Here is a 19848-nt window from a genome sequence, read left to right as displayed (position 1 = left end):
CGGCGTGCTAGCCCGGATATTTCATCAGTGAATTCCGCGGTTGGCGAAATCGACGCGAATACGGGTTTGGCGCTAGTTTGATCAGAATGGGGGGCGATTGTAGTGTCAAGCTGCGACGCAGGACGCAATTTCCCCTACCCCACGTTGTTTATAGCGTGCCGTGGACAGCACTGACGGAATCTACGGAGCAAGCGCGCGGGCGGCGCCGATGAAGACGTGTTGAAGAGGGTGGTGCGAGGCCAGTAGCACACGCACACGCCGCGTGTTGCGCACGATCGCTGCACCGATCTTCAGTAGCTTGGTGCGGATCGTGTTCGTGCAGGCGCGCGCCAGCTCTGTACCGACCAGGGCGAGGCGGCGCAGATTGATCATCAAGGTATAGGCGAACGCGGCCAACAACAGGCGCAGTTGGTTGGCCTGGAACTTGTGGCAACTGGCGCGCCGCCCGAACAGGTCGAGCTGGGCTTCCTTGATCCGGTTTTCGGCCTCGCCTCGGGCGCAATATACGCGTTCGTACAAAGCCTTCGGGCCGCCCTTAAGGTTGGTGACGACGAAACGCGGATTGCGCCCGTGCGCGTCGTGTTCGAGCCGCGCGATCACGCGCCGTTCGCGGTCCCAGCTACGGGCGGCGTAGTCGAATTCACCGATCATGCGTTGCTTGCTGCCGGCCTTTTGATACATGTCGCCCAAAGCCAGTTCGGCCAGTTCCACGCGCTGCAGCAAGGCGGCGTTCTTCTGCAGGCCGATGATGTAGAGCAGGCCCCATTTCTCAAAGCGCCGCAAGGCTTGCGGTCGGCAGAAACCAGAATCGCCGCGCACGATGATGCGCACGCGCGCCATTTCTGGCGCAAGCGGCGCGTGATCAGTTTTATCAACGCACTGAGGATGCTGGCCGGGTCGCGGCTGCTCGGGCGAAGGACGCAGGCCAGGATGTCCTGGCCACAGAAGACGTACAGTGGCAGGTAGCAGTAGTTGTCGTAGTAGCGATGGAAATGCGCCTTTTCCTGCGCGCCATGCAATGGCATGTGAGTGGCATCGATATCGAGGATTAGTTCTTTGGGCCGCCCGGATTTGCTGGCGATGAACTGATCGAGCAGTACGCCGTGCAAGGCTGCAGCATGCTCTCGCGTCGCCGAAGTCTCAAGGCGGCTTAAGGTCGGTGCCGAGGCCAGGTCATTGACCCGGCCAACAGCAGTTTGCAGCGCCAGATCGCGCCGAAGCACGTTGTGGTCGCACACATCCTCCCAACCGCAGCACAGGCCGTATATCCGCTGCGCGAACAGATCGCGCATGCTATGTGCCACGCTGGCACGGCGACGACGGTCATCAAATACCCGTGCAATCGCCTTGGTCAAACCGATGCGTTGATCGACCTGCCGAAGCAGAAGTGCGCCACCATCACTGACGATATCGCCACCATCGAAAGCGGCTTCAATCACGCGCCGCCCAACTTTCCCCAATTCAATCGGTTCTTCGGTACAATTTGGCATCGGCGGTCTCCGGTTATTAATGGCGTCAGATACCAGTAATAACGCGCTACGGCACGTACCGCCGACCTCTACTGATGAAATATTCGGGCTAGCGGCCGGGCGCGTGCTGCGCGGGCACTGCGCTGAGCGCCAGCTGCATGACTTGAGAGCGCATGGCCGAGCCGGCGTGGAGGGACTCGAACTTGCCGCTGCCAACAAAGCCGGCGCGCCGGTACAGCCGGGCCGCAGCTTCATTGCCTTCGCTCACGGCCAGCTGGGCCACGCGCGCGCCGTTACCGCGTGCCCAGCCAAGCACGGCCTCGATCAGGGCCGCTCCCACGCCCCGCCCGCGCGCTTCGGGCGCCACCCACATCTGATACAGATGGGCCAGAAAAGGATCGGCGGCGTCAATCTTGCCCCAGACCATGCCAACTACCATGCCGTCCAGCTCGGCCACCAGCGGGCAATCGGTGGCCGGGCTGGCTGCCATCAGGCGCGCCTGCCACAGCGCGTCCGGCCGGTGCTGCTCGGCCGCGAGCGTGCTGCCAAAGGCATGCGGTGCCTCGGCCAGCGCCCGCAGGCGGCTGCGCCGGTATAGCGGCCATTCGAGGCAACCCAGGGTGCGAATCCGAAACGGTGGGACCACAACAACTTTCCAGAAGCCATAAAAGCACATCATAGCGCTTGCTGGCCGAGGCGTGCCGCAGCAGGCCGGCACGGGAGGATCCGTTAAGTGAAGGTTAAGTGAAAAAAGGGTAATCTTGACGCTCCTACACGACCAAGGAGGACCACATGAAATTAGCTACCATCATTGGCATGGCGTTCATTGGCGCCGCAAGCAGCGCAGCGTATGCCCAGTACACCGGGCCGGGCAGCGCCAGGAGCGCGGTGGTGACCACCAACAAGGCAGCAGCCACCGTTGCCCCGACCACCGTGCGCGCGCTGATGGCGTCGGGAAAAGATGACACCATGGTGAGCCTGCAAGGGCGCATCGTGCGTCGCACCAGTGACGAGGACTATCGCTTTGCCGACAGCAGCGGCGAGATCGACCTGGAGATCGATGACGACATCTGGCCTGCCAATACACCGATTGACGACAAGATGGAAGTACGCATCCTGGGCGAATTTGACAAGGACCTGGTGGGCAAACCGAAAGTGGAAGTGGAGCGAATCGAGAAGGTCAAGTAAGTGCGCTGTTCGCCGAATGGCCGGGCGGCTCCCATGGCCGCTTCGGATCTTTCGGCGTACGACATGCTCGCTGCCGGCGCACCGGCTGGCGGAAAAACAGCCCCTACCCAAACAAGCCATGCAAAAACCAGCGCGGCTCGGCATCCTCGGCCGCGCCCACGATGCGTTCGCGGTACACCCAGTAATGGGCGTGGTCCTGCCCTTCCGCAATGAAATAGTCGCGCGTCTGTGACTGGCTCCACCAGCCGGCCTCGATGCGTTCCGGGTTGGACGCCATTTTCAGGGGCGAGCCATAGAACGGCCGGTGGTTACGCATCAAGAGCGCAATCGGCTTGGCCAGCAGCCAGCTGGGACGCGGCAAACTGAGCACGTCCGGGGGCATCTGGGCCGCCATGGCGCGCATCGTCACCTTCTTTTGCACCGGCACCCACATATTGGCCAGCTCGGGGCGATAATCGGCCTGGGGCGCGGCCTGCAGCACATTGTCCGGCCCCAGGCGCGCCACCAGCAGTTCCAGCATGCGCTGCTGGTCATCCTCGCTGCCGCCGGGATCGGGAAACAGGCAATCCGACGGCGGCGCCATGGCCTGCACCTGGGGCGCTTCCAGCACCAGGCCGATGACATGCGCCACCAGCTCCACCTTGCCCAGCCGCTCCTTGAGCAGACGCACCAGGTGCTCGTCGCGCCAGGTCGCTTCGGCCAGCACGATTTCGATGATGGTGGGCGGACGCGCCACCTTGCCGCGCTCGTGCTCGAGCTGCAGCACGATGCGCTCCACGGCCAGCTGGCGCGCGCACAGCCAGCCCGTCATCTGCAACAGCAGGCGGTGGGCGCCGAACAGCAGCGCCTCGGCGTTTTCCACGCGGTCGAACAATTCGAGCCTGGCGCTGAAGGTGGTGGGCGCTTCGATCCAGTCAAACAGTTCGGGCGTCATGCCATAGGCCGCGTCGAGCAGGTCGAGCAAGGGCCGGCCGCAGCGGCGCTGCAGGCCGGGACGCGGCAGGCGCCGCATGTCGCCCAGCGTGTAGCAGCCAATGCCTTCGAACCAGGCGGCAAAGGCGCGTGCCGGTGGCGGCAGCGCACTGGGCAGGCGGTCCAGGCGCCGCACCATGGAGGCCATGGTCAGCGCCCGGCCGGCACCGCGCCGCGCCAGCATCCAGGCGCCGCGCGCGGTGGGCGCGCAGCTGAGCGAGGCGGTGAAACCGAGCGAACGCAAATTGGCGCGAATGCGCCGGCACAAGGCGCGGATGCCGCCAAACAGGGACAGGCTGGCGCCGATATCCATCAGCAGGGTCGATTCCTCGGCCTGCGCCACCAGCGGCGTGTACTGCAGCAGGGCCATGGCCACATCGTGCATGGCCCGGACTTCATGCTCGGGCAAGCGCTCGTGCAGGCGCGCCTCCGGCATGAGCATGAGCACGCCGCCGCGGCGCATGCCCGGCTGCACGCCGGCGGCGCGTGCAGCGGCCGACACAATCAGTACGCGCTCCTGTTCCAGGACCACGCTGCCGCTGTCAGCCGACCAGTTCGGGCTGAACACTTCGAGCGGGAGCTGGGGCAGGGATAGCCCGATCCAAAGTCGCATGGCGCTGCAGTAAAGAAGGTGTGAGGGGCAGGAACAGCGGCGCATCGCGCTGCGGTCCCCGGCGTTTGACGAAGCCGATCTCCAGGCCGCCCACGGCCGGGCGCAGCGACAGGCGCAGCGGCGCGGGCGAGGAATCCTGGGCCGCCGCCAGCGGGCGCAGCATGAAAAACAGGGTCTCGCCGCCCTGGGCGGCCAGGTGCAGGCGGCGCAGCGATTCGCCGCGCGCGTGGCTTTGCCAGAACAGCAGCGCGCCACAGCTGCCGCTGCGCAGCACCTGCTCGGCGGCCCACAGGGCATCGGTACTGCGGCTGCTGCGGATCCAGATCAGCTGTGACGGCTGCAGGCCCATGGCCGCCAGCGCCAGCGCCTGCGGTGGATGGGGCGGCTGCAGCAGCACGATGCGGCGCTTGGCCACCTTGAGCAGGGCCGGACGCAGCAGGCGCAGTTCGCCAATGCCGGGCTGCTGGGGCAGCAAGTCGATCAGGGTGCCGGTGGGCCAGCCGCCACCGGGGAGCTGGGACGAGAGCGTGGCGTGGCCGGTATCGACACAGCGCGCGGTCGCATGCGCCAGCTGGGAAGCGCGCCAGAGGGAGGGATGCAAATCCTCCGGAGAAGCGGATAATGCGGGTGTGCTCATGATGTCAACTTGAAAAGTACTGTATGGATATACAGTACTATCCCGACCCGCTTTTGGCAAGGTGGTTTTGTGCGGAAGAGGCTGGCAATGACCGTGGAAAACACGGGTTTTCCCTATGACAGCCGGGTCTATTTATTTTCTGAATGTCTGCCGCCGCAGCATAGAATGTTACTCTTTGTTCATTCACGAAACTGAAATCATTCTGTCAAGGCAATCATGTCCCTCCACGCCGGCACCGCACTTGGCAGCCGCATCCTCAAAGTCAATCATGCAGGTGAAAACGGCGCTGCCGCTATTGGAGAAAGTGTGATGACACCCGTGGCCCCTCCCCTCGCAGCTAAGGACAACGGATCGGAATAACCGGTTCACTTTCCATTACCGCATGCTCCATTGCGCCGCAGCTCATCAGCAATATATAATCCATATACGATTTATATATGAAAGGTAGTATGGGCATCGTCAATATCGATGAAGAGCTGCACGACCAGCTGCGCAAGGCCAGCGCCGTCACCTGCCGCTCCATCAACGGCCAGGCCGCCTTTTGGATCAGGATGGGCATGCTGTGCGAAATGAATCCATCGCTCAGTTTCAGCGAGATTGTCGCCCGCGAGCTGAGAACGGCAGGCATGGCGCCGCAGGCGGTCAGGGTCGCGGCGACATGACGAAAAGTCCGCAAGAAATCGCGCTCATGGCGCAGTCGGGCAAATTGCTGGCCCGTGTCTTCAGCCACCTCGACCAGCTGAACCTGATCGGCATGTCGACCATGGACGTCAACGACCTGGTGGATCGCTACATCGTGAACGACCTCGCCTCGCGCCCTGCCAGCAAGGGCCAGTACGGCTACGAGTACGCGCTGAACGCGTCGCGCAACAGCGTGGTGTGCCACGGCGTCCCCTCCACCGCCGACATCCTGCAAAGCGGTGATATCGTCAACTTCGACATCACGCTGGAAAAGAATGGCTACCTCGCCGATTCAAGCAAGACCTACCTGGTCGGCGAAGTCTCGCCCGCGGCCAAACGGCTGGTACAAGTCACGTACGACGCCATGTGGAAAGGCATCAAGGCTGTGCGACCCGGCGCACGTCTTGGCGACGTGGGCCACGCCATTGAAAAGCACGCCAAGGCGCACGGCTACTCCGTGGTCGAAGAATACTGCGGCCACGGCATCGGGCGCGAGATGCACGAGCCGCCCCAGGTCCTCCACTGGGGCAAGCCGAAAACGGGCCTGGTGCTAAAGGAAGGCATGGTATTTACGATCGAGCCGATGATCAATCAGGGCGAGCGCGAGGTGCAGACCGAGGCGGACGGCTGGACCGTCGTTACCTGCGACGGCCAGCTGTCCGCGCAGTTCGAACACACGGTGGCCGTGACGCGCAACGGTGTGCGGGTACTGACCTTGCGTCCCGACGAATAACCGCACCATGCGCAGCAGGGCCGGCAGGTGCCAAGTGCTGCGATTCACGAAGCTTCCCGTTGCGCCTCCCCCGTGTGCAATGGCTGGGCTACCGCGTAGGCCGCCGCCAGCTGCCCGACGATTCCCATGACCTTTTGGCGCAATTGCTCGGGTGCGAGCACCTGCGCTTCTGCGCCAAATCGGAGCACATCCTGAGCGGCGTATTCAAACGGCCCAACCGGCAGGGACACCGTACACCATCCGTCTTCGTGCGGTGGCGAGATGGCCGCGCCAGCGACGGCAAACGGCGGCAGCAAAGCCGCCATCATCTTCAAGCCCCGCGGCGAGAGACGGAGCGTGGCCTGTTCCGGGTGATGCTCCTGCACGAAGCGGCGCGCATTGTCGGTCCAGTACGATGCCAGGTCAAACTGCTCGCTCGTATCGATGCGCCCTTCGAGCAGTTCGAGCTGCAGGATGCGGCACACACGGTAGGTGCGGATAATGGCCCCGGTCCGGCCCACCAGATACCAGGCGCCGCCCTTGAGCACAATGCCGAGCGGATCGAGCACGCGTTCTTTCTCGGCCGTCCAGCTGCGGTAGCGGATATGAATCGGCCGCTCGCTCCAGACCGCCTCGGCCAAGCGGGAAAGGCAGGCAGGGCGTTCGCTCTGGTCAAACCAGCCCGGCACATCCAAATAAAAACGCGACCGCATCCGGCCCGCGCCTGCCCGAATCGCGGCCGGCAGTGCAGCGAGCAGTTTGTCCTGTGCGCTGGCACACGTTGCGCCCAGCCCCAGGTCGGCCACCTGCCCGGGCAAGCCACTCAAGAATAGCGACTCCGCTTCCAGGGCCGAGATCCCGTTCAGGCGTGTCCTGTAACCGTCCAGCAGACGATAGCCACCCAAATTGCCGCGCTCACTGTAGATGGGAATGCCGGCCGCGCTGAGGGCATCGACATCCCGGTAGATGGTGCGCAGCGATACCCCGAACTCATCGGCCAGCGCCCGCGCGCTGGCACGGCCGCGCGCCTGCAGCGTGGTGAGGATGGAAAGGAGTCGGCTGGCGCGCATGCAGCCAGTCTATCGCATACCTGACAAAAGATGTCAGGGTGGTCGTCGTATTCTGTCTTCAACCGGCCGCCGCCGGCCGCCCCGAGAATAACCATTGAAGGAGAAAACCATGACATCACATCGTCCCATCACCCTGTTTCATGCGCCCCATAGCCGCTCGTCCGGCGTGCTGACGCTGCTCGAAGAGCTCAACGCGCCGTACGAACTGCGGGTCCTGAACATGAAGGCAGGCGAGCAGCGCCAGCCACCTTTCCTTGCCATAAATCCGCTTGGAAAAGTGCCAGCCTTATTGGATGGCGACACGCTGGTCACCGAACAGGTGGCCATCTTCATCCATCTGGCCGATCGTTTTCCCGACGCCGGTTTGTCGCCCGTGCTTGACGATCCCCGGCGCGGCGCCTACCTGCGCTGGCTTGTCTATTACGCGGCCTGCTACGAGCCGGCGCTGGTGGACCGATTTCTGGAGCGCCCACCGGTGGAACCCATGCACACCCCCTATGGCGACTTCGATACGATGCTCGGCGTGCTGGAAACCAAGCTGACATCATCGCCCTACCTGCTCGGCGACACCATCTCGGCGGCCGATGTGCTGTGGGGCGTGGCGCTGCGCTGGGGCATGGATTTTGGCATCGTGCCAAAACGCGCGGTGTTCGCGGAGTATGCAGCGCAGATCACCGCCCGCCCGGCCGCACAAAGGGTGGCAGAACGCGACGCCGCGCTGGCCGCGGCCCACGAGGCGGCGGTAAAAAGCGGCGCGCATCAGCGCTGAGTCGAGAAACGCCAATTTCGCCATTCCGGCATCAAGCCCTCGGCAGCCTGACGGCCGGCCGGTGACATTGGCGCCGGCCAGGCCCGCGTGTCCAGGCAGCGGCTGGCAGCGGGCTTGCACCCGGTACACCCGGTACCGATAGCGCACGTAGAACGGCGCACCAATGCCACCGGTCTTGCATGAGCGGGTGGCGTGAGAAATAGCATTGACATTGTTCGATGATTAGCTAATAATCGACGCATGAGCACAATCTTCAAAGCCTTGTCAGACCCTACCCGCCGCGCGGTCCTCCAGCATTTGCAGAAGGGACCGATCGGCGCGGGCGAGCTGGCCGACATGTTCGATGTGTCCAAGCCCACCATGTCGGCGCACTTTGCCGTGCTGGTCGGTGCCGGCCTCATCGAAGCTGACAAGCAAGGCCGCACCATCACTTACCGTCTCAAGATGTCGGTGCTGGAAGACGCGCTGCTCGGTTTTGCCCAGGCGTTTGGCCTGCAGGTCACCCGGCCTGCAACGGACACCAAGGATGTTCCCTCACACAAGGAGAAATCATGACCGCTACCAACCCGATTGGCCGTTCCGTCCTGGGCGCCGTTTTCATCCTCGGCGGCGCCGCCCTGCTCAACTGGCTCAGCCCCGCCCACTTGAGCGTGGAATGGTCGCAGCGCCTCATGGGCACGCTGCTGGGCGCGGTGGTGGTGGTATATGCCAACGCCATCCCCAAGGCCCTCGCCTCGCTGGCCAGTGTGCGCTGCACGCCGGCGCAGGAGCAGGCCGCGCGCCGCTTCGCCGGCTGGAGCCTGGTCCTGGGCGGCCTGGCCTATATGCTCGCTTCCCTGCTCGCGCCGCTGGAACACGCCAGCGTGGTCGGTGGCGTCCTGCTGGCCATTGCCCTGTTTGCTGCCATCTTGCGCTATGTGCGCATTAACGGATAGGAGGCGCCATGTTTGCCATGCTGATGGGATTGAAAACCATTGCCCCAAGAGAGCTGCATGCACGCATGCGCGAGGCCAGCCCCACGATCATTGACCTCAATGCGCCGGCCGCATGGCGCAAGGCACACGTGCCGGGCGCGCTGAACCTGGCGCCGGACCATGCGGCCAGCGCCCTGCCTGCGGATCTGGACACCAGCCTGGTGTTTTACTGCTCCAATCCCCTGTGCACCAAGGCGCCGAGGGCTGCGCGCCGTGCGCGCCAGCTCGGCTACACCGATGTCCGGGTCATGTCGGCCGGCATTACCGGTTGGGTGGATGCGCGCCTGCCGGTGGCCAGCGCAAGCTGAATCAGGCTGCCGGCTTTTGCAGCGTCGGCAGGCAGGCAATGCCCGTGCAGCCGGTAGCGCTCGCTCAGGGGCACGAAAGCAACTGATGGCCAAGGTTTGACCCGGAAAGGTCGCGCTACACGCGCGCGCCAGCACCATTGGCCCCGCTCTTATACAATCATGTGACCAGTTCAACTTTTGGAGGAAGCATGTCCGGATACAGCATCAACATCGAACAGAAAACGCTCGAAGGCAATAATTTTCGCGAAGTGCTGTACACAACCAAGCGCAGCCAGCTGGTCATCATGACTTTGCAGCCTGGCGAAGAAATCGGCATGGAACACCACACCGGCCATGACCAGTTCATCCGCGTGGAAGAAGGCGATGGTGTCGCCATTCTCGATGGCGAGGAGCACAAGCTCGAAGACGGTACGGCAGTGGTGATTCCGGCGGGCACCGAGCACAATGTGATCAACAAGTCGCAGACGGCGCCGCTGCGCCTGTACACCCTGTACATGCCGCCGGAGCATCCGGACGGCATCGTTCACAAGACCAAGGCCGAGGCCGACAAGTACGAGGAAGAGCACGGTCACTGAGGGCCCACCCAGTAAAAAGCCGGCTGGCGCCATCATGTGCGCCAGCCGGCTTTTTTACGTCTTCTTTCTCAATATCTACTTGTAAAACGCTTCGACTTTGCCCTTGAGCTTGATGAGCATGGGATTGCCCTTGCGGTCGAGAGTTTTGCCGGCGGCAACCTTGATCCAGCCTTCGCTGATGCAGTATTCCTCGACATTGGTGCGTTCCTTGTCGTTCAGCTTGATGCCTACTTCACGCTGAAACGCGTCGGGATTGTGAAAAGGGCTGCGCGGATCAATCGAGAGCCGGTCCGGGAGGGGGGGAAGTGTGGTGGTATCGTTCATGGGTGGAATTATCCACTACATCGCCCGTCCAGACAACGGTGCGCCGCTTGAGGGTGGCGCGGCAGTCGTTTTGCCGGTCAGGCCTTCGCACTGCCCCGAAATGGCGGGCAAGCCCGAAAAAAACCCCGCCGAAGCGGGGATAAGGTACTGCAGCTTGAGCCACTACTCAAGCTTCCACGGGTTGTTACCAGCTGGCGCGCAGCGCGTATTTGCCGCTGGTGGCGCCGGTGCCGCCACTGTAGTAGTAGGTTTTCACATACAGTACCAGCGCGGTGGTGCCGGTGTTGGTGCGCGACACGGTGTCCACCGCGCCGGTGCCAGCCGTGCTGGAGCTGAGCCTGGTGCCGCTGGCGCTGTACAGCTCAAGGTCATAGTCCGACGTTGCATTCGGCGTCATCTTTGCGGTCAGCGTTTTGCCAGCCGGCAGGGTAACTTTGACGAAATCAACGTCGGTGCTGGAACCCATGACACCATTGACGGTCGTACCACTGGTGGTGACGGCATTGGCCGTGGCAATCGTGTTGTTGCTTTCCACCTCGTTGATGGTCGGGCCCACAATGACCGGGCTCAGGATTTTTTGCGCCTCAAACTTGGCCTGGAAGGTGTTGGCATAGCTCAGGTCTGCGGGGAACAGATTCTTGGCAGCATTAACGATGGCGGTGGCCATGACCGGCATTTTCACATTGCTGCCCAGGCCAAAATGGGCTTCCAGAATAATCTTGTCGATATTTCCGCGTGGCTTGCCAGCTGCCAGCAGCGCCCGCATGGATTCGTACAGGGGCGCCGACCACAGCTCGTCGGACTGGAAGGTGACAGCGTTTTCCGTCACCGACTGGTGTGCCCCGTAAGTCTTGCTGCTGTTGTACATGGTATTGGTGCGATTGAGCAGGCGGCCGCCCCAGCAGGCACCGTGGCCGTCCCAGCTGAACGCCCACTCGGGATGGAACGTGTTGCCATTGGCCACGCTGTACGAATGGGACGCCGCCCAGTAGTCGCCAAAGCCTTCACCCATGGCGCCGGTATCGCCGCCCGACCAGCTCGAATTGATGTTGCGATGAATGGCATGGCCGTATTCGTGCAGGATCACGTCCGCGTCTTCGCTGTCATTCACGCAGCCGTGGCCGAAGGCCAGGTAGTCGGTGGTGCCGCTGCTGTAATGCGAATTGTCGTCGCCGTTCACGCCATCCGTATCCACATCGAGCGGGCGGTTGATGATCGACTTCGTGCCCGTAAACCCGAGCGACTGGATGTAGCGCTGATTGTTATCCAGGTGATAGTAGACATTGGTGTCGTCAAAGGCATTGTTGCCGCGCTTGGCGGTCCAGATGCCGTTGGTGGTGGTGCTCGGTCCCGTGGCGGGCGATTTGATATTCTTGATGTTGACGTAAGGTCCGGTCAGCCGGTACACGCCGCTCGTGACGGTCAGGTCGCGCAGCGACCTGGTGGCGTACGCGCCTTCAAACGCCGAGGCGGGCGAGCTGTCGGAGAGGCTCTCATTGTTGAGCGCCGTGCGCGGGTCCGGATCGAACACATAACCGGAGCCGTTGATGCCGGACGCGGCCATGGCAGTTGCCCCCATCGCTACTGGCTGGGCTGCAGCTTTCATCCTCGCCGCTTCGGTGGCACTCCGGCGTTCCAGTAGCGGCCCGGCCATGCGCTGGCGTGCCGCAATGCTGCGCTCGCCACCCTTGTTGGTGCGTGGCAGCGATGTGGAGTAGGAATCGATCAGGCTGCCGTCGTGGGCATCTAAAAATTGCACAAAGCCGCCGGTGGGCATCTGCGCTTCGATAATGACCTTGCGCGCCAGTTGCACGCCAGCCTTGGTGGGCACCCACACCAGGTCGCTCGCCGGCACAGCCACCAGGGGATGCTGCACTTTCATATTGGCCCAGCCCTTGTCCAGCGCCTGCTCGGTCGTGATCTGGGCCTGGTTGAACAGCTGGTTGACGGCATTGGCCTCTACCGCATCGGGAATGTGCCTGGTTTCATTGAAGATTTTCAGCAGCTTGCCGTCATGGCCGATGGATACGATGATCTCGGCCCGGTCCACGGGAATGCCGCGCAGCATTTGCTGGTACGTGTAATGCTTGCCCGTAAGTGATTCCTGGGTCTTGGTCAGGACCAGGTTGCCAAGCGAGGCAGGCAGGCCGAAACGGTGGGCATGCTTGCGCAAGACATCCTGCGGCGAACCTGCCGTCGTTTTGGTAAACAAGGTCAGGTTGTCCACCACGGTACTGGCGGACCACGCCGGCGCTGCGTAGGCAGCGCGATCAGGGAAGCAATAAGGGTAGAAGCGGTGCGCATGCTGAAAGGTCTCCTGTCGAGGTATTCGATCAATTATTGGGGTATCGAGCACAGCTGCGCTCGCATCCGGCGAGTATAGGACGGCCTTTCCCAAAGTTGTCTAAACAAGTTGAATTTGGACAAAAGTACCGTTGGGTGTCGAATTTAAGACATGGCAAGCGAATCGCCTGCCATGTGTACTAGGATGGGTGTTTCTTCCGACAAGGTCATGGCATGCGACATCTACCTACGGCCCTGCTGGCATCCCTGGTCCTGGCTGCCTGCGCGCAAGCCCAGAAGCCAGTGGCGCTGGCACCTGCCTCAATCGAAGACAGGGAACCCGATGTCACCCGGCAGGTTCAATCGGTGCTGGAGGCCGTGGCGCAGGAGCAGCTGCCGCGCTCAGCACTGACCGACAACGCACTTGGCGCCCTGCCCCCGGCGCAGCTGCAGGCCATGGGTGTGGCATTGCGCAGTTGTGGCGCCATGCCGCAGCTTCAGCTGCTCAGCCGCCGGACCAAAGGCGAAGAGCGCATGTATATATACCGCGCACCATGCGGTGGCAGGCCGTTGCTGGTGGAAATCAATTTCGGCAAGGGTGAGCGCATCAGCCGGCTGGTGCTGCGTGCCCAGTGAGGGGGCCGGTGTCAGGCGCGGCGGTGGCGGCTGAAAAAATCGAGCAGCATCTTGCTGGCGTCGGGACCGGTTGCGCAATTGTAGTTCAGGCGCGCGTCGCCCCCGCTCCAAGCGTGCTTGAGCTTGTCAATGCGCGCCACCCGCAGGATCGTCTTGTTGCCGCGGCGGGTGTCATGGATGCTGTGCGGATTGCTGGCCCGGGTGGCAGCCCGGGTGGCGGTGACAAACTGCAGCTGCGCCGGGTCCATGCGGTTGACCAGCTGGGCCTGCCGCATGAGCTGGATCTGATTGACAGGGCGGACCACGTCATCGTCTTCGCCCTGAATCAGCATGGTGGGCAGCGCGGGGAAGCCGGGCCTCTTGAGCAGGATTTCCTCGATGGCACTGTCCACCCGGTGGCTGGCGCCATGCTTCATCACGCCCAGGGCTCCCAGCGTGCTGTGTCCCGCGCCAAACAGGGGGCCGGAATGCAAGCCAATGGCGGCGAACAGGTCCGGATGATGGAGCGCGACAATGTGCGCCATGCCGGCACCGGCCGAGAGTCCGGAAATATAAATGCGCTGGCGGTCGACAGGATACTGGGCCATGACCTTGCCAATCATCCCCACAATCAAGCCCACTTCGCCGCCGCCCTGCTGGGTGGCGCGGTCATACCATTTCCAGCAACGGTGCGGATGGCCGGCGCGTGATTGTTGCGGATACAGCACCGCATAGCCAAGCTTTTGCGCCCATTGGTTCATCCTTGTGCCATCGGCAAACTGGGTGGCGCTCTGGTCGCAACCGTGCAGCATGACGATCAGCGGGAGCGCCTGCGGTGTGGGAGGGTTGTCGGGAAGGTAAAGCCAGTAGCTGAGGCGTCGTACAGCATTATTGTCGGCCGGGCCCGTGAAATGGGACGCAAGCCATTTGCCGATCGGTGGAGCCGAGGCGCCAGGCGCACCGGTGGCCGTGCCGGCAGCAGCGCCGCCAGCCGTGCCAGACGCGCGCGGCGGCGCAGTGGCCACTCGCTTCGCCTTCGGTTTTGGTATCGGCCGGGCCGTGGCACGCGCGGGCTTGGGCGCCGCCGCCATGGCCGTGAACACGCGACTCAATGCGCGCTGTTGCTGCTTCCCGGCACGCAGCAAGCCGCGCAGCCAGGGATTGGCAGCCTTCTTTACCATCGAAACCTGGCCGCAGACAGCCGGGCCAGCAGCGACGCGACAAACGAGGTGGTAGGAATGGTCTTGGCCAGGGGGCCAGGGTTGCTGCAGCGAGCGGACACGAATTGCATGAAGTTCTCCAGGGTTTGATCAAGAATATCTCGAAGGAAATGAGCGCAACTGTGCGCTATCACGCATAAGCTGCCAATTCTGCAATAAAGCAACAGCGTGGTGGGCAGCGCTATGCCAAATGGTCGAGCCCACCGCCGCCCGCGCCCGCGCCTACCCCGCCCGATTGAGCTATCTCAAACCCGGCCCGGGGTGTGCGCCTAGTGTAGGCACTACAACCAACCACTCGGGAGAGCAAGATGAGTTATGCAGAACGCGATCGCTACGGCATGTACAGTAAGATGGGGGACGGGCCGGGCCCGGCATTGATGGGGGCTGACACCCTCATCGGGGACAACGTGGTCAACGCCCAGGATGAAAACCTCGGCGACATCAAAGAAATCATGCTCGACATGCGCACCGGTCAGGTAGCTTATGCGGTGCTGGCCTTTGGCGGCTTTCTCGGCCTGGGGGAAAAACTGTTTGCCGTTCCATGGCAAGCCTTGCAGCTCGACACCGTCAACAAGCGCTTTGTGCTCAACGTCGACAAGGACCGGCTCCAGAACGCACCGGGCTTTGACCCCGACGCGTGGCCAGACATGAGCGACATGGGCTGGTCCAGCCAGGTCCATGCGTTTTACGGGACCGACGCCACGAGCAGCGGCATGCCTATGGCCAGGACCGGCGCCGGCACGCGGGGCGGCGCCGGATCAGGCATGGGGGCGCGGCATTAAACGCCACGCAGGGAACGAGCATGACGGCTCGCGGCAGCGCGAGCGCGGGTGCCGGCACCAACCCAGGCGCCTGGTCGGCGCCTGCACTGCCGCTGGCCGGTTAAGGACGCGCTGACACTAGCGCTGCATCGACTCCCACACCTTCTGCAAGCGCTTGCCCGACACCGGCATTGGCGTACGCAGCTCCTGGGCAAACAAGGAGACGCGCAATTCTTCGAGCATCCAGCGAAACTCCACCATCTTCGGATCGGTATTCTTGCTTGCCATCCGATCCTTGACTGCGCGCATGAAATGGCTGGCAGATTGCGTCCACTCCGCCATCAGTTTTGTGTCGCGGCTGACGTCGCCCCGCATCTTTTCAAGGCGCACATTAATCGCCTTGAGGTAGCGCGGGAAATGCGCCAGCTGCGCATACTCGTTTTCAATGAGAAAACGTTTGTGCACCAGCCCTTGCAGCTGTGACTGAATATCCGCGGCGGCCTGGGGATTAATGTTTTGCAGCTTTTTGGGCAGACCGTGGAACTCGGTGAGCACCTGCGACACGAGGCGCGCGATTTCATTGACCAGGAGCGTCAAACGCGCCTTGCCTTCATCCTTGCGTTTGTTGAACGATGCTGCGTCCGTGGGCAGGGGATCTTGCAGGCAGGCGATATCGATCGCTTTCTGGATGATCTGGTCGCGCAGTTCCTCTTGCGAACCCATGGCCATGAATTGCATGCCCATCTGCTGCATGCCCGGTATGTTCTTTTCCACAAACTTGAGCTGTTCCTTGAACTGCAGCGCGAACAGGCGCCGCAAGCCGATGCGGTGGGTGCGCGCGGCCACAGTGGGGTCGTCAAACACTTCCAGGTCGCAGTGGGTTCCCTTGTCCACCAGCGCCGGAAAGCCGATCAGCGTCAGCTTGCCCTGCACGATTTCCAGCAGTTCCGGTAGTTCCCCAAACGTCCACGATGTCAGCCCAACGTGCTGGCTGACATTGGGCGCGCTGGCCTTGACCGTCTCCGGCCGGGCCGATGCGCCGGGCGCGGCAGGCTTCACCTTGCCCGAGACAGCAGCGGCAGGCGTGCCCTGTGCCGGTGCCGACACCTCGGCCAGCTTCTGGAAACTCTGGCGCGCCTGACCGCCAAATTCGGCCTGCAGCGTGGCCAGGTTGCGCCCCATGTCCAGCTGGCGGCCGTGTTCATCGATCACCTTGAAATTCATGAAGTGATGCGGCGGCAGGGTCTCGGCCTTGAAGTCGCTGGTGAGCACCATCAGCGAGGTCTGTGCGCGGATGTCGGCGATGATGGCATCGATCAGGTCACCCCGGCCGAATGTGCCTGCTTCGTGTACCCGCTCGCAAAACCTGGCCGCGTAGTCGGGCAGCGGCACGCAATGGCGGCGCAGCTTTTGCGGCAGGGACTTGAGCAGCAGGTGCACCTTTTCCTTCAACATGCCCGGCACCAGCCACTCCATGCGCTCGCGTGGCAGCTGGTTGAGCGCAAACAGCGGCACTGACAGCGTCACGCCATCGCGCACGCTGCCTGGCTCGAAGTGATACGTCAGCTGCATCTCAATGCCGGTCACCGACATCATCTTCGGGAACAGCTCCGTGGTCACGCCCGCAGCTTCGTGGCGCATCAATTCTTCGCGATTCAAAAACAGCAGCTTCGGTTCTGCCAAGGTCGCGTCCTTGTGCCACTTTTCAAACCCGGCACCATTGACGATATCCTTAGGGACGAGCTTGTCGTAGAACGCGAAAATGAGCTGATCATCGACCAGCACATCAAGCCGGCGCGACTTGTGCTCAAGGTTTTCGATTTCCTTGATCAGCTTGTGGTTGTGGGCGAAGAACGGGGCGCGCGTGTCGTAGTCGCCACCCACCAGCGCGTCGCGGATGAAAATCTCGCGCGACTCGGCAGGGTTCATCTGGCCGTAATTGATGCGGCGCTGGCTGTAGATCACAATGCCGTGCAAGGTGGCGCGTTCGGACGCAGTTACCTGCGCCTGGCGCTTCTCCCAGCGCGGCTCGCCCCACGATTTTTTGAGCAAATGGGCGCCCACGCGCTCGATCCACTCGGGCTGGATGTTGGCCACGCAGCGCGCATACAGGCGCGTCGTCTCCACCAGCTCGGCGGCCATGATCCACTTGCCCGGCTTCTTGATGAGCGATGAACCGGGCCACACATGAAAGCGAATCCCGCGCGCGCCCAGGTAGCCGGCGCCCGGTTCATCGTCCGACTTGAAGCCGATATTGCCCAACAGGCCCGTGAGCAGCGCCGTATGCAGGTTTTCATACGTGGCCGCGATCTCATTGAGGCGCCAGCCCTGCTCCTTGACGATGGTGAGCAGCTGCGAATGCACGTCGCGCCATTCGCGCAGGCGCACCTGGGACAGGAAATTGCTGCGGCAGGTTTCCTGCAGCTGCCGATTGGTTTTCTTGTGCTCGATGGCGTCCTCGAACCAGCGCCAGATCTTGAGGTAGGTCGTGAACTCGGATTTTTCGTCAGCGAACTTCTTGTGCGCTTCGTCGGCAGCCTGCTGGTGTTCCAGCGGCCTGTCGCGCGGGTCCTGCACCGACAGCGCAGCGGCGATGATCAGCATTTCGGTCAGGCAGGCGTTGTCCAGCGCCGCCAGGATCATGCGGCCTACGCGCGGGTCCAGCGGCAGGCGTGCCAGCTTGGTGCCAAGTGGCGTGAGCTGGTTATATTCGTCCACCGCGCCCACCTCCTGCAGCAGCTGGTAGCCGTCTGCAATCGCCCGGCCCTGGGGCGGCTCGATGAACGGGAAGGTCTCCACGTCCGTCAGGTGCAGGGACTTCATGCGCAGGATGACGGCAGCGAGCGACGAGCGCAAAATTTCCGGCTCCGTAAATTTGGGCCGCTGATTGAAGTCGTCTTCTTCGTACAGGCGAATGCACACGCCGTCGGCCACGCGGCCGCAGCGGCCGGCGCGCTGGTTGGCGGCCGACTGCGCGATCGGCTCAATCTGCAGCTGCTCGACCTTGTTGCGGAAGCTGTAGCGCTTCACGCGCGCCAGGCCAGCGTCGACCACGTAGCGGATGCCCGGCACGGTGAGCGAAGTCTCGGCCACATTGGTAGCCAACACGATGCGGCGCGCATTGGTGATCTTGAAAACCCGTTCCTGCTCTTCCACCGACAGGCGGGCAAACAGCGGCAGGATTTCGACATGGGGCGGGTGGTGCTTGCGCAGCGCTTCGGCGCAGTCGCGAATCTCGCGCTCGCCCGGCAGGAACACCAGCACGTCGCCGGAACCCAGGCGCGCCACTTCGTCCACCCCGTCAATCACCGCATCCATCAGGTCGCGCTTTTCGCGCGCCGCCTGGGCCTTGGGCATGGGCTTGCCGCTGTCGGGAGCACCGGTCAGCACTGGGTCGCGGTCCACCGGGCGGTAGCGCACCTCCACCTGGTACAGGCGGCCCGATACCTCGATGACCGGTGCCGGCTTGCCGGGCGTGCCGAAATGGCGGGCAAAGCGTTCTGCGTCAATGGTGGCCGAGGTGATGATCACCTTCAGGTCAGGACGGCGCGGCAGCAGCTGCTTGAGGTAGCCAAGCAAAAAGTCGATATTCAGGCTGCGCTCGTGCGCTTCGTCGATGATGATGGTGTCGTAGTTCTTGAGCAGCGGGTCGGTCTGCGTTTCAGCCAGCAGGATACCGTCGGTCATGAGCTTGACCCAGGCGCCCGGCTTGAGCGTATCGGTAAAGCGCACCTTGAAGCCCACATGCTCGCCCGGCGCCGTGCCCAGTTCCTGGGCGATGCGCTTGGCAGTGGAAGACGCGGCAATGCGGCGCGGCTGGGTGTGGCCGATCAGCGCGTTCTGGCCGCGCCCCAGCTCCAGGCAAATCTTGGGCAGCTGGGTGGTCTTGCCGGAACCGGTTTCGCCGGAAACGATGATTACCTGGTTTTCCGTCAGCGCCCTGGCGATTTCGGCCCGGCGCCCGGAGACGGGCAAGTCTTCCGGAAAGGTAATCGGTGGCAGCGGCGTGCGCACCACCTGGCGCGCGGCGCTCTCGCCCGCCGCCCGGGTACGGGGCGCCCGGCCTTCGCGGCCACCATTGCGGTCACCATTGCGGTCACCATTACGCCCACCATCGCGCCCACCATCGCGCGCCGGCTGCTCGCCCGCTGCGGGCGTACCGCCCTGGCGCTCGCGCGCCCCACGCGCGCCGCCCGGGCGCTGCTGACCTGCGCCAGCCGGCGCCGGCGCGTCGCCGGATGCAGCCGGCTCCTGCGGTCCGCGCGCCAGGCCAGCGCGCGCTTCGGCCAGGCGCTCGGCGATCACGGGATTGATCGCCCCTCCCCCCGGCTGCCGCTCCGCCGGGCCCGTGCCACCATGTCTGGCTGGCCGCTGCCCACGCTGGTCATCGCGCGGCCCGCCGCCGCTGCCGCCCTGCGGTGGGCGCGACTCGGCGCGCTGGCCATCCTTGGCCGCGTGCGAGGTCGCACCTTGCGGCGAGCGTGCCGGTGCGCGCAGACCGTCCCGGACCACGGGCGAGGTGCTGGCCTGCGGCGCGCGGACTTCGCCATGCCGCCCGCCCGGAGCGGGCGTCTTGGCAGCGCCGGCAGGCCGGGTGGCGCCGGACCGTTGTGGCTGCGCTGTGGCGGAAGGTGGCTTCTTGCTCTGTTCTGACATTGTTTTTTACGTATTTAGGTG

General features: G+C 63.4%; 18 protein-coding genes and 1 pseudogene. 10 read left to right on the top strand and 9 right to left on the bottom strand.

What is annotated here, in order from left to right:
- Nucleotides 1–180: 180 nt before the first annotated feature.
- Nucleotides 181–1490 (bottom strand): annotated as a pseudogene (locus KY495_RS15190) (IS1380 family transposase).
- An 88-nt stretch (nt 1491–1578) separates the two neighbouring features.
- Nucleotides 1579–2115, bottom strand: coding sequence for a GNAT family N-acetyltransferase (locus KY495_RS15185; protein ID WP_229518319.1), 537 nt, complete (start codon nt 2113–2115; stop codon nt 1579–1581).
- A gap of 146 nt (nt 2116–2261) precedes the next feature.
- Here KY495_RS15185 and KY495_RS15180 point away from each other — a divergent pair, with 146 nt between their 5' ends.
- The gene (locus KY495_RS15180) at nt 2262–2657 is read left to right on the top strand and encodes a YgiW/YdeI family stress tolerance OB fold protein (RefSeq protein ID WP_219880231.1); all 396 of its coding nucleotides are present in this window, start codon (nt 2262–2264) and stop codon (nt 2655–2657) included.
- A gap of 103 nt (nt 2658–2760) precedes the next feature.
- On the opposite strand, the gene KY495_RS15175 is transcribed toward KY495_RS15180, so the two are convergent.
- Nucleotides 2761–4242: a DNA polymerase Y family protein gene (locus tag KY495_RS15175; RefSeq protein ID WP_219880230.1), complete on the bottom strand. Its 1482-nt coding sequence runs from the start codon at nt 4240–4242 to the stop codon at nt 2761–2763.
- Entirely contained in the window at nt 4172–4879 is a 708-nt protein-coding gene (gene imuA / locus KY495_RS15170; protein WP_219880229.1) for a translesion DNA synthesis-associated protein ImuA, read from the bottom strand. The genes KY495_RS15175 and imuA overlap by 71 nt, the downstream gene beginning before the upstream one ends.
- Before the next feature lie 449 nt (nt 4880–5328).
- On the opposite strand from imuA, the gene KY495_RS15165 reads away from it, so the two are divergent.
- Nucleotides 5329–5541 carry a ParD-like family protein gene (locus KY495_RS15165; protein WP_219884267.1) on the top strand — a complete coding sequence of 71 codons (213 nt, stop codon included), beginning with the start codon at nt 5329–5331 and terminating at the stop codon, nt 5539–5541.
- The gene (map, locus tag KY495_RS15160) at nt 5538–6293 is read left to right on the top strand and encodes a type I methionyl aminopeptidase (RefSeq protein ID WP_219880228.1); all 756 of its coding nucleotides are present in this window, start codon (nt 5538–5540) and stop codon (nt 6291–6293) included. Before KY495_RS15165 ends, map begins: the two co-directional genes overlap by 4 nt.
- Nucleotides 6294–6337: 44 nt before the next feature.
- On the opposite strand, the gene KY495_RS15155 is transcribed toward map, so the two are convergent.
- A complete protein-coding gene (locus KY495_RS15155) occupies nt 6338–7342 on the bottom strand; it encodes a YafY family protein (protein ID WP_219880227.1) in 1005 nt (334 codons plus the stop codon).
- 109 nt (nt 7343–7451) lie between these two features.
- Here KY495_RS15155 and KY495_RS15150 point away from each other — a divergent pair, with 109 nt between their 5' ends.
- The 5 genes from KY495_RS15150 (at nt 7452) to KY495_RS15130 (ending at nt 9968) form a co-directional block, all read left to right on the top strand.
- Nucleotides 7452–8111, top strand: a complete 660-nt coding sequence (locus KY495_RS15150) for a glutathione S-transferase family protein (RefSeq protein ID WP_219880226.1) — start codon at nt 7452–7454, stop codon at nt 8109–8111.
- A gap of 240 nt (nt 8112–8351) precedes the next feature.
- Nucleotides 8352–8666: a metalloregulator ArsR/SmtB family transcription factor gene (locus KY495_RS15145; protein ID WP_219880225.1), complete on the top strand. Its 315-nt coding sequence runs from the start codon at nt 8352–8354 to the stop codon at nt 8664–8666.
- Nucleotides 8663–9046 carry a hypothetical protein gene (locus KY495_RS15140; RefSeq protein ID WP_219880224.1) on the top strand — a complete coding sequence of 128 codons (384 nt, stop codon included), beginning with the start codon at nt 8663–8665 and terminating at the stop codon, nt 9044–9046. Before KY495_RS15145 ends, KY495_RS15140 begins: the two co-directional genes overlap by 4 nt.
- Nucleotides 9047–9054: 8 nt before the next feature.
- Nucleotides 9055–9393, top strand: coding sequence for a rhodanese-like domain-containing protein (locus tag KY495_RS15135; protein ID WP_219880223.1), 339 nt, complete (start codon nt 9055–9057; stop codon nt 9391–9393).
- A 188-nt stretch (nt 9394–9581) separates the two neighbouring features.
- Nucleotides 9582–9968, top strand: coding sequence for a cupin domain-containing protein (locus KY495_RS15130; protein ID WP_219880222.1), 387 nt, complete (start codon nt 9582–9584; stop codon nt 9966–9968).
- Nucleotides 9969–10043: 75 nt separating this feature from the next.
- Here KY495_RS15130 and KY495_RS15125 read toward each other — a convergent pair whose 3' ends face one another.
- Nucleotides 10044–10292, bottom strand: coding sequence for a DUF3297 family protein (locus tag KY495_RS15125; RefSeq protein ID WP_219880221.1), 249 nt, complete (start codon nt 10290–10292; stop codon nt 10044–10046).
- Nucleotides 10293–10476: 184 nt separating this feature from the next.
- Nucleotides 10477–12504 (bottom strand): M4 family metallopeptidase, encoded by a 2028-nt coding sequence (locus tag KY495_RS15120; protein ID WP_229518318.1) that lies wholly within the window; start codon nt 12502–12504, stop codon nt 10477–10479.
- A gap of 305 nt (nt 12505–12809) precedes the next feature.
- On the opposite strand from KY495_RS15120, the gene KY495_RS15115 reads away from it, so the two are divergent.
- The gene (locus KY495_RS15115) at nt 12810–13211 is read left to right on the top strand and encodes a hypothetical protein (RefSeq protein ID WP_219880220.1); all 402 of its coding nucleotides are present in this window, start codon (nt 12810–12812) and stop codon (nt 13209–13211) included.
- 11 nt (nt 13212–13222) lie between these two features.
- Here the strand turns inward: KY495_RS15115 and KY495_RS15110 are convergent, their stop codons facing one another.
- The gene (locus KY495_RS15110; RefSeq protein WP_219880219.1) at nt 13223–14371 is read right to left on the bottom strand and encodes a PHB depolymerase family esterase; all 1149 of its coding nucleotides are present in this window, start codon (nt 14369–14371) and stop codon (nt 13223–13225) included.
- 347 nt (nt 14372–14718) lie between these two features.
- On the opposite strand from KY495_RS15110, the gene KY495_RS15105 reads away from it, so the two are divergent.
- Nucleotides 14719–15192 (top strand): PRC-barrel domain-containing protein, encoded by a 474-nt coding sequence (locus KY495_RS15105; protein ID WP_219880218.1) that lies wholly within the window; start codon nt 14719–14721, stop codon nt 15190–15192.
- A gap of 117 nt (nt 15193–15309) precedes the next feature.
- On the opposite strand, the gene hrpA is transcribed toward KY495_RS15105, so the two are convergent.
- The gene (gene hrpA / locus KY495_RS15100; protein WP_374040958.1) at nt 15310–19827 is read right to left on the bottom strand and encodes an ATP-dependent RNA helicase HrpA; all 4518 of its coding nucleotides are present in this window, start codon (nt 19825–19827) and stop codon (nt 15310–15312) included.
- Nucleotides 19828–19848 lie beyond the last annotated feature (21 nt).

Source organism: Massilia sp. PAMC28688 (assembly GCF_019443445.1).
In the GTDB taxonomy this organism is placed as follows: Bacteria; Pseudomonadota; Gammaproteobacteria; order Burkholderiales; family Burkholderiaceae_D; genus Telluria_A.
Note: the sequence above shows the minus strand (reverse complement) of the source record. Positions and strands in the feature narration are given on the sequence as shown.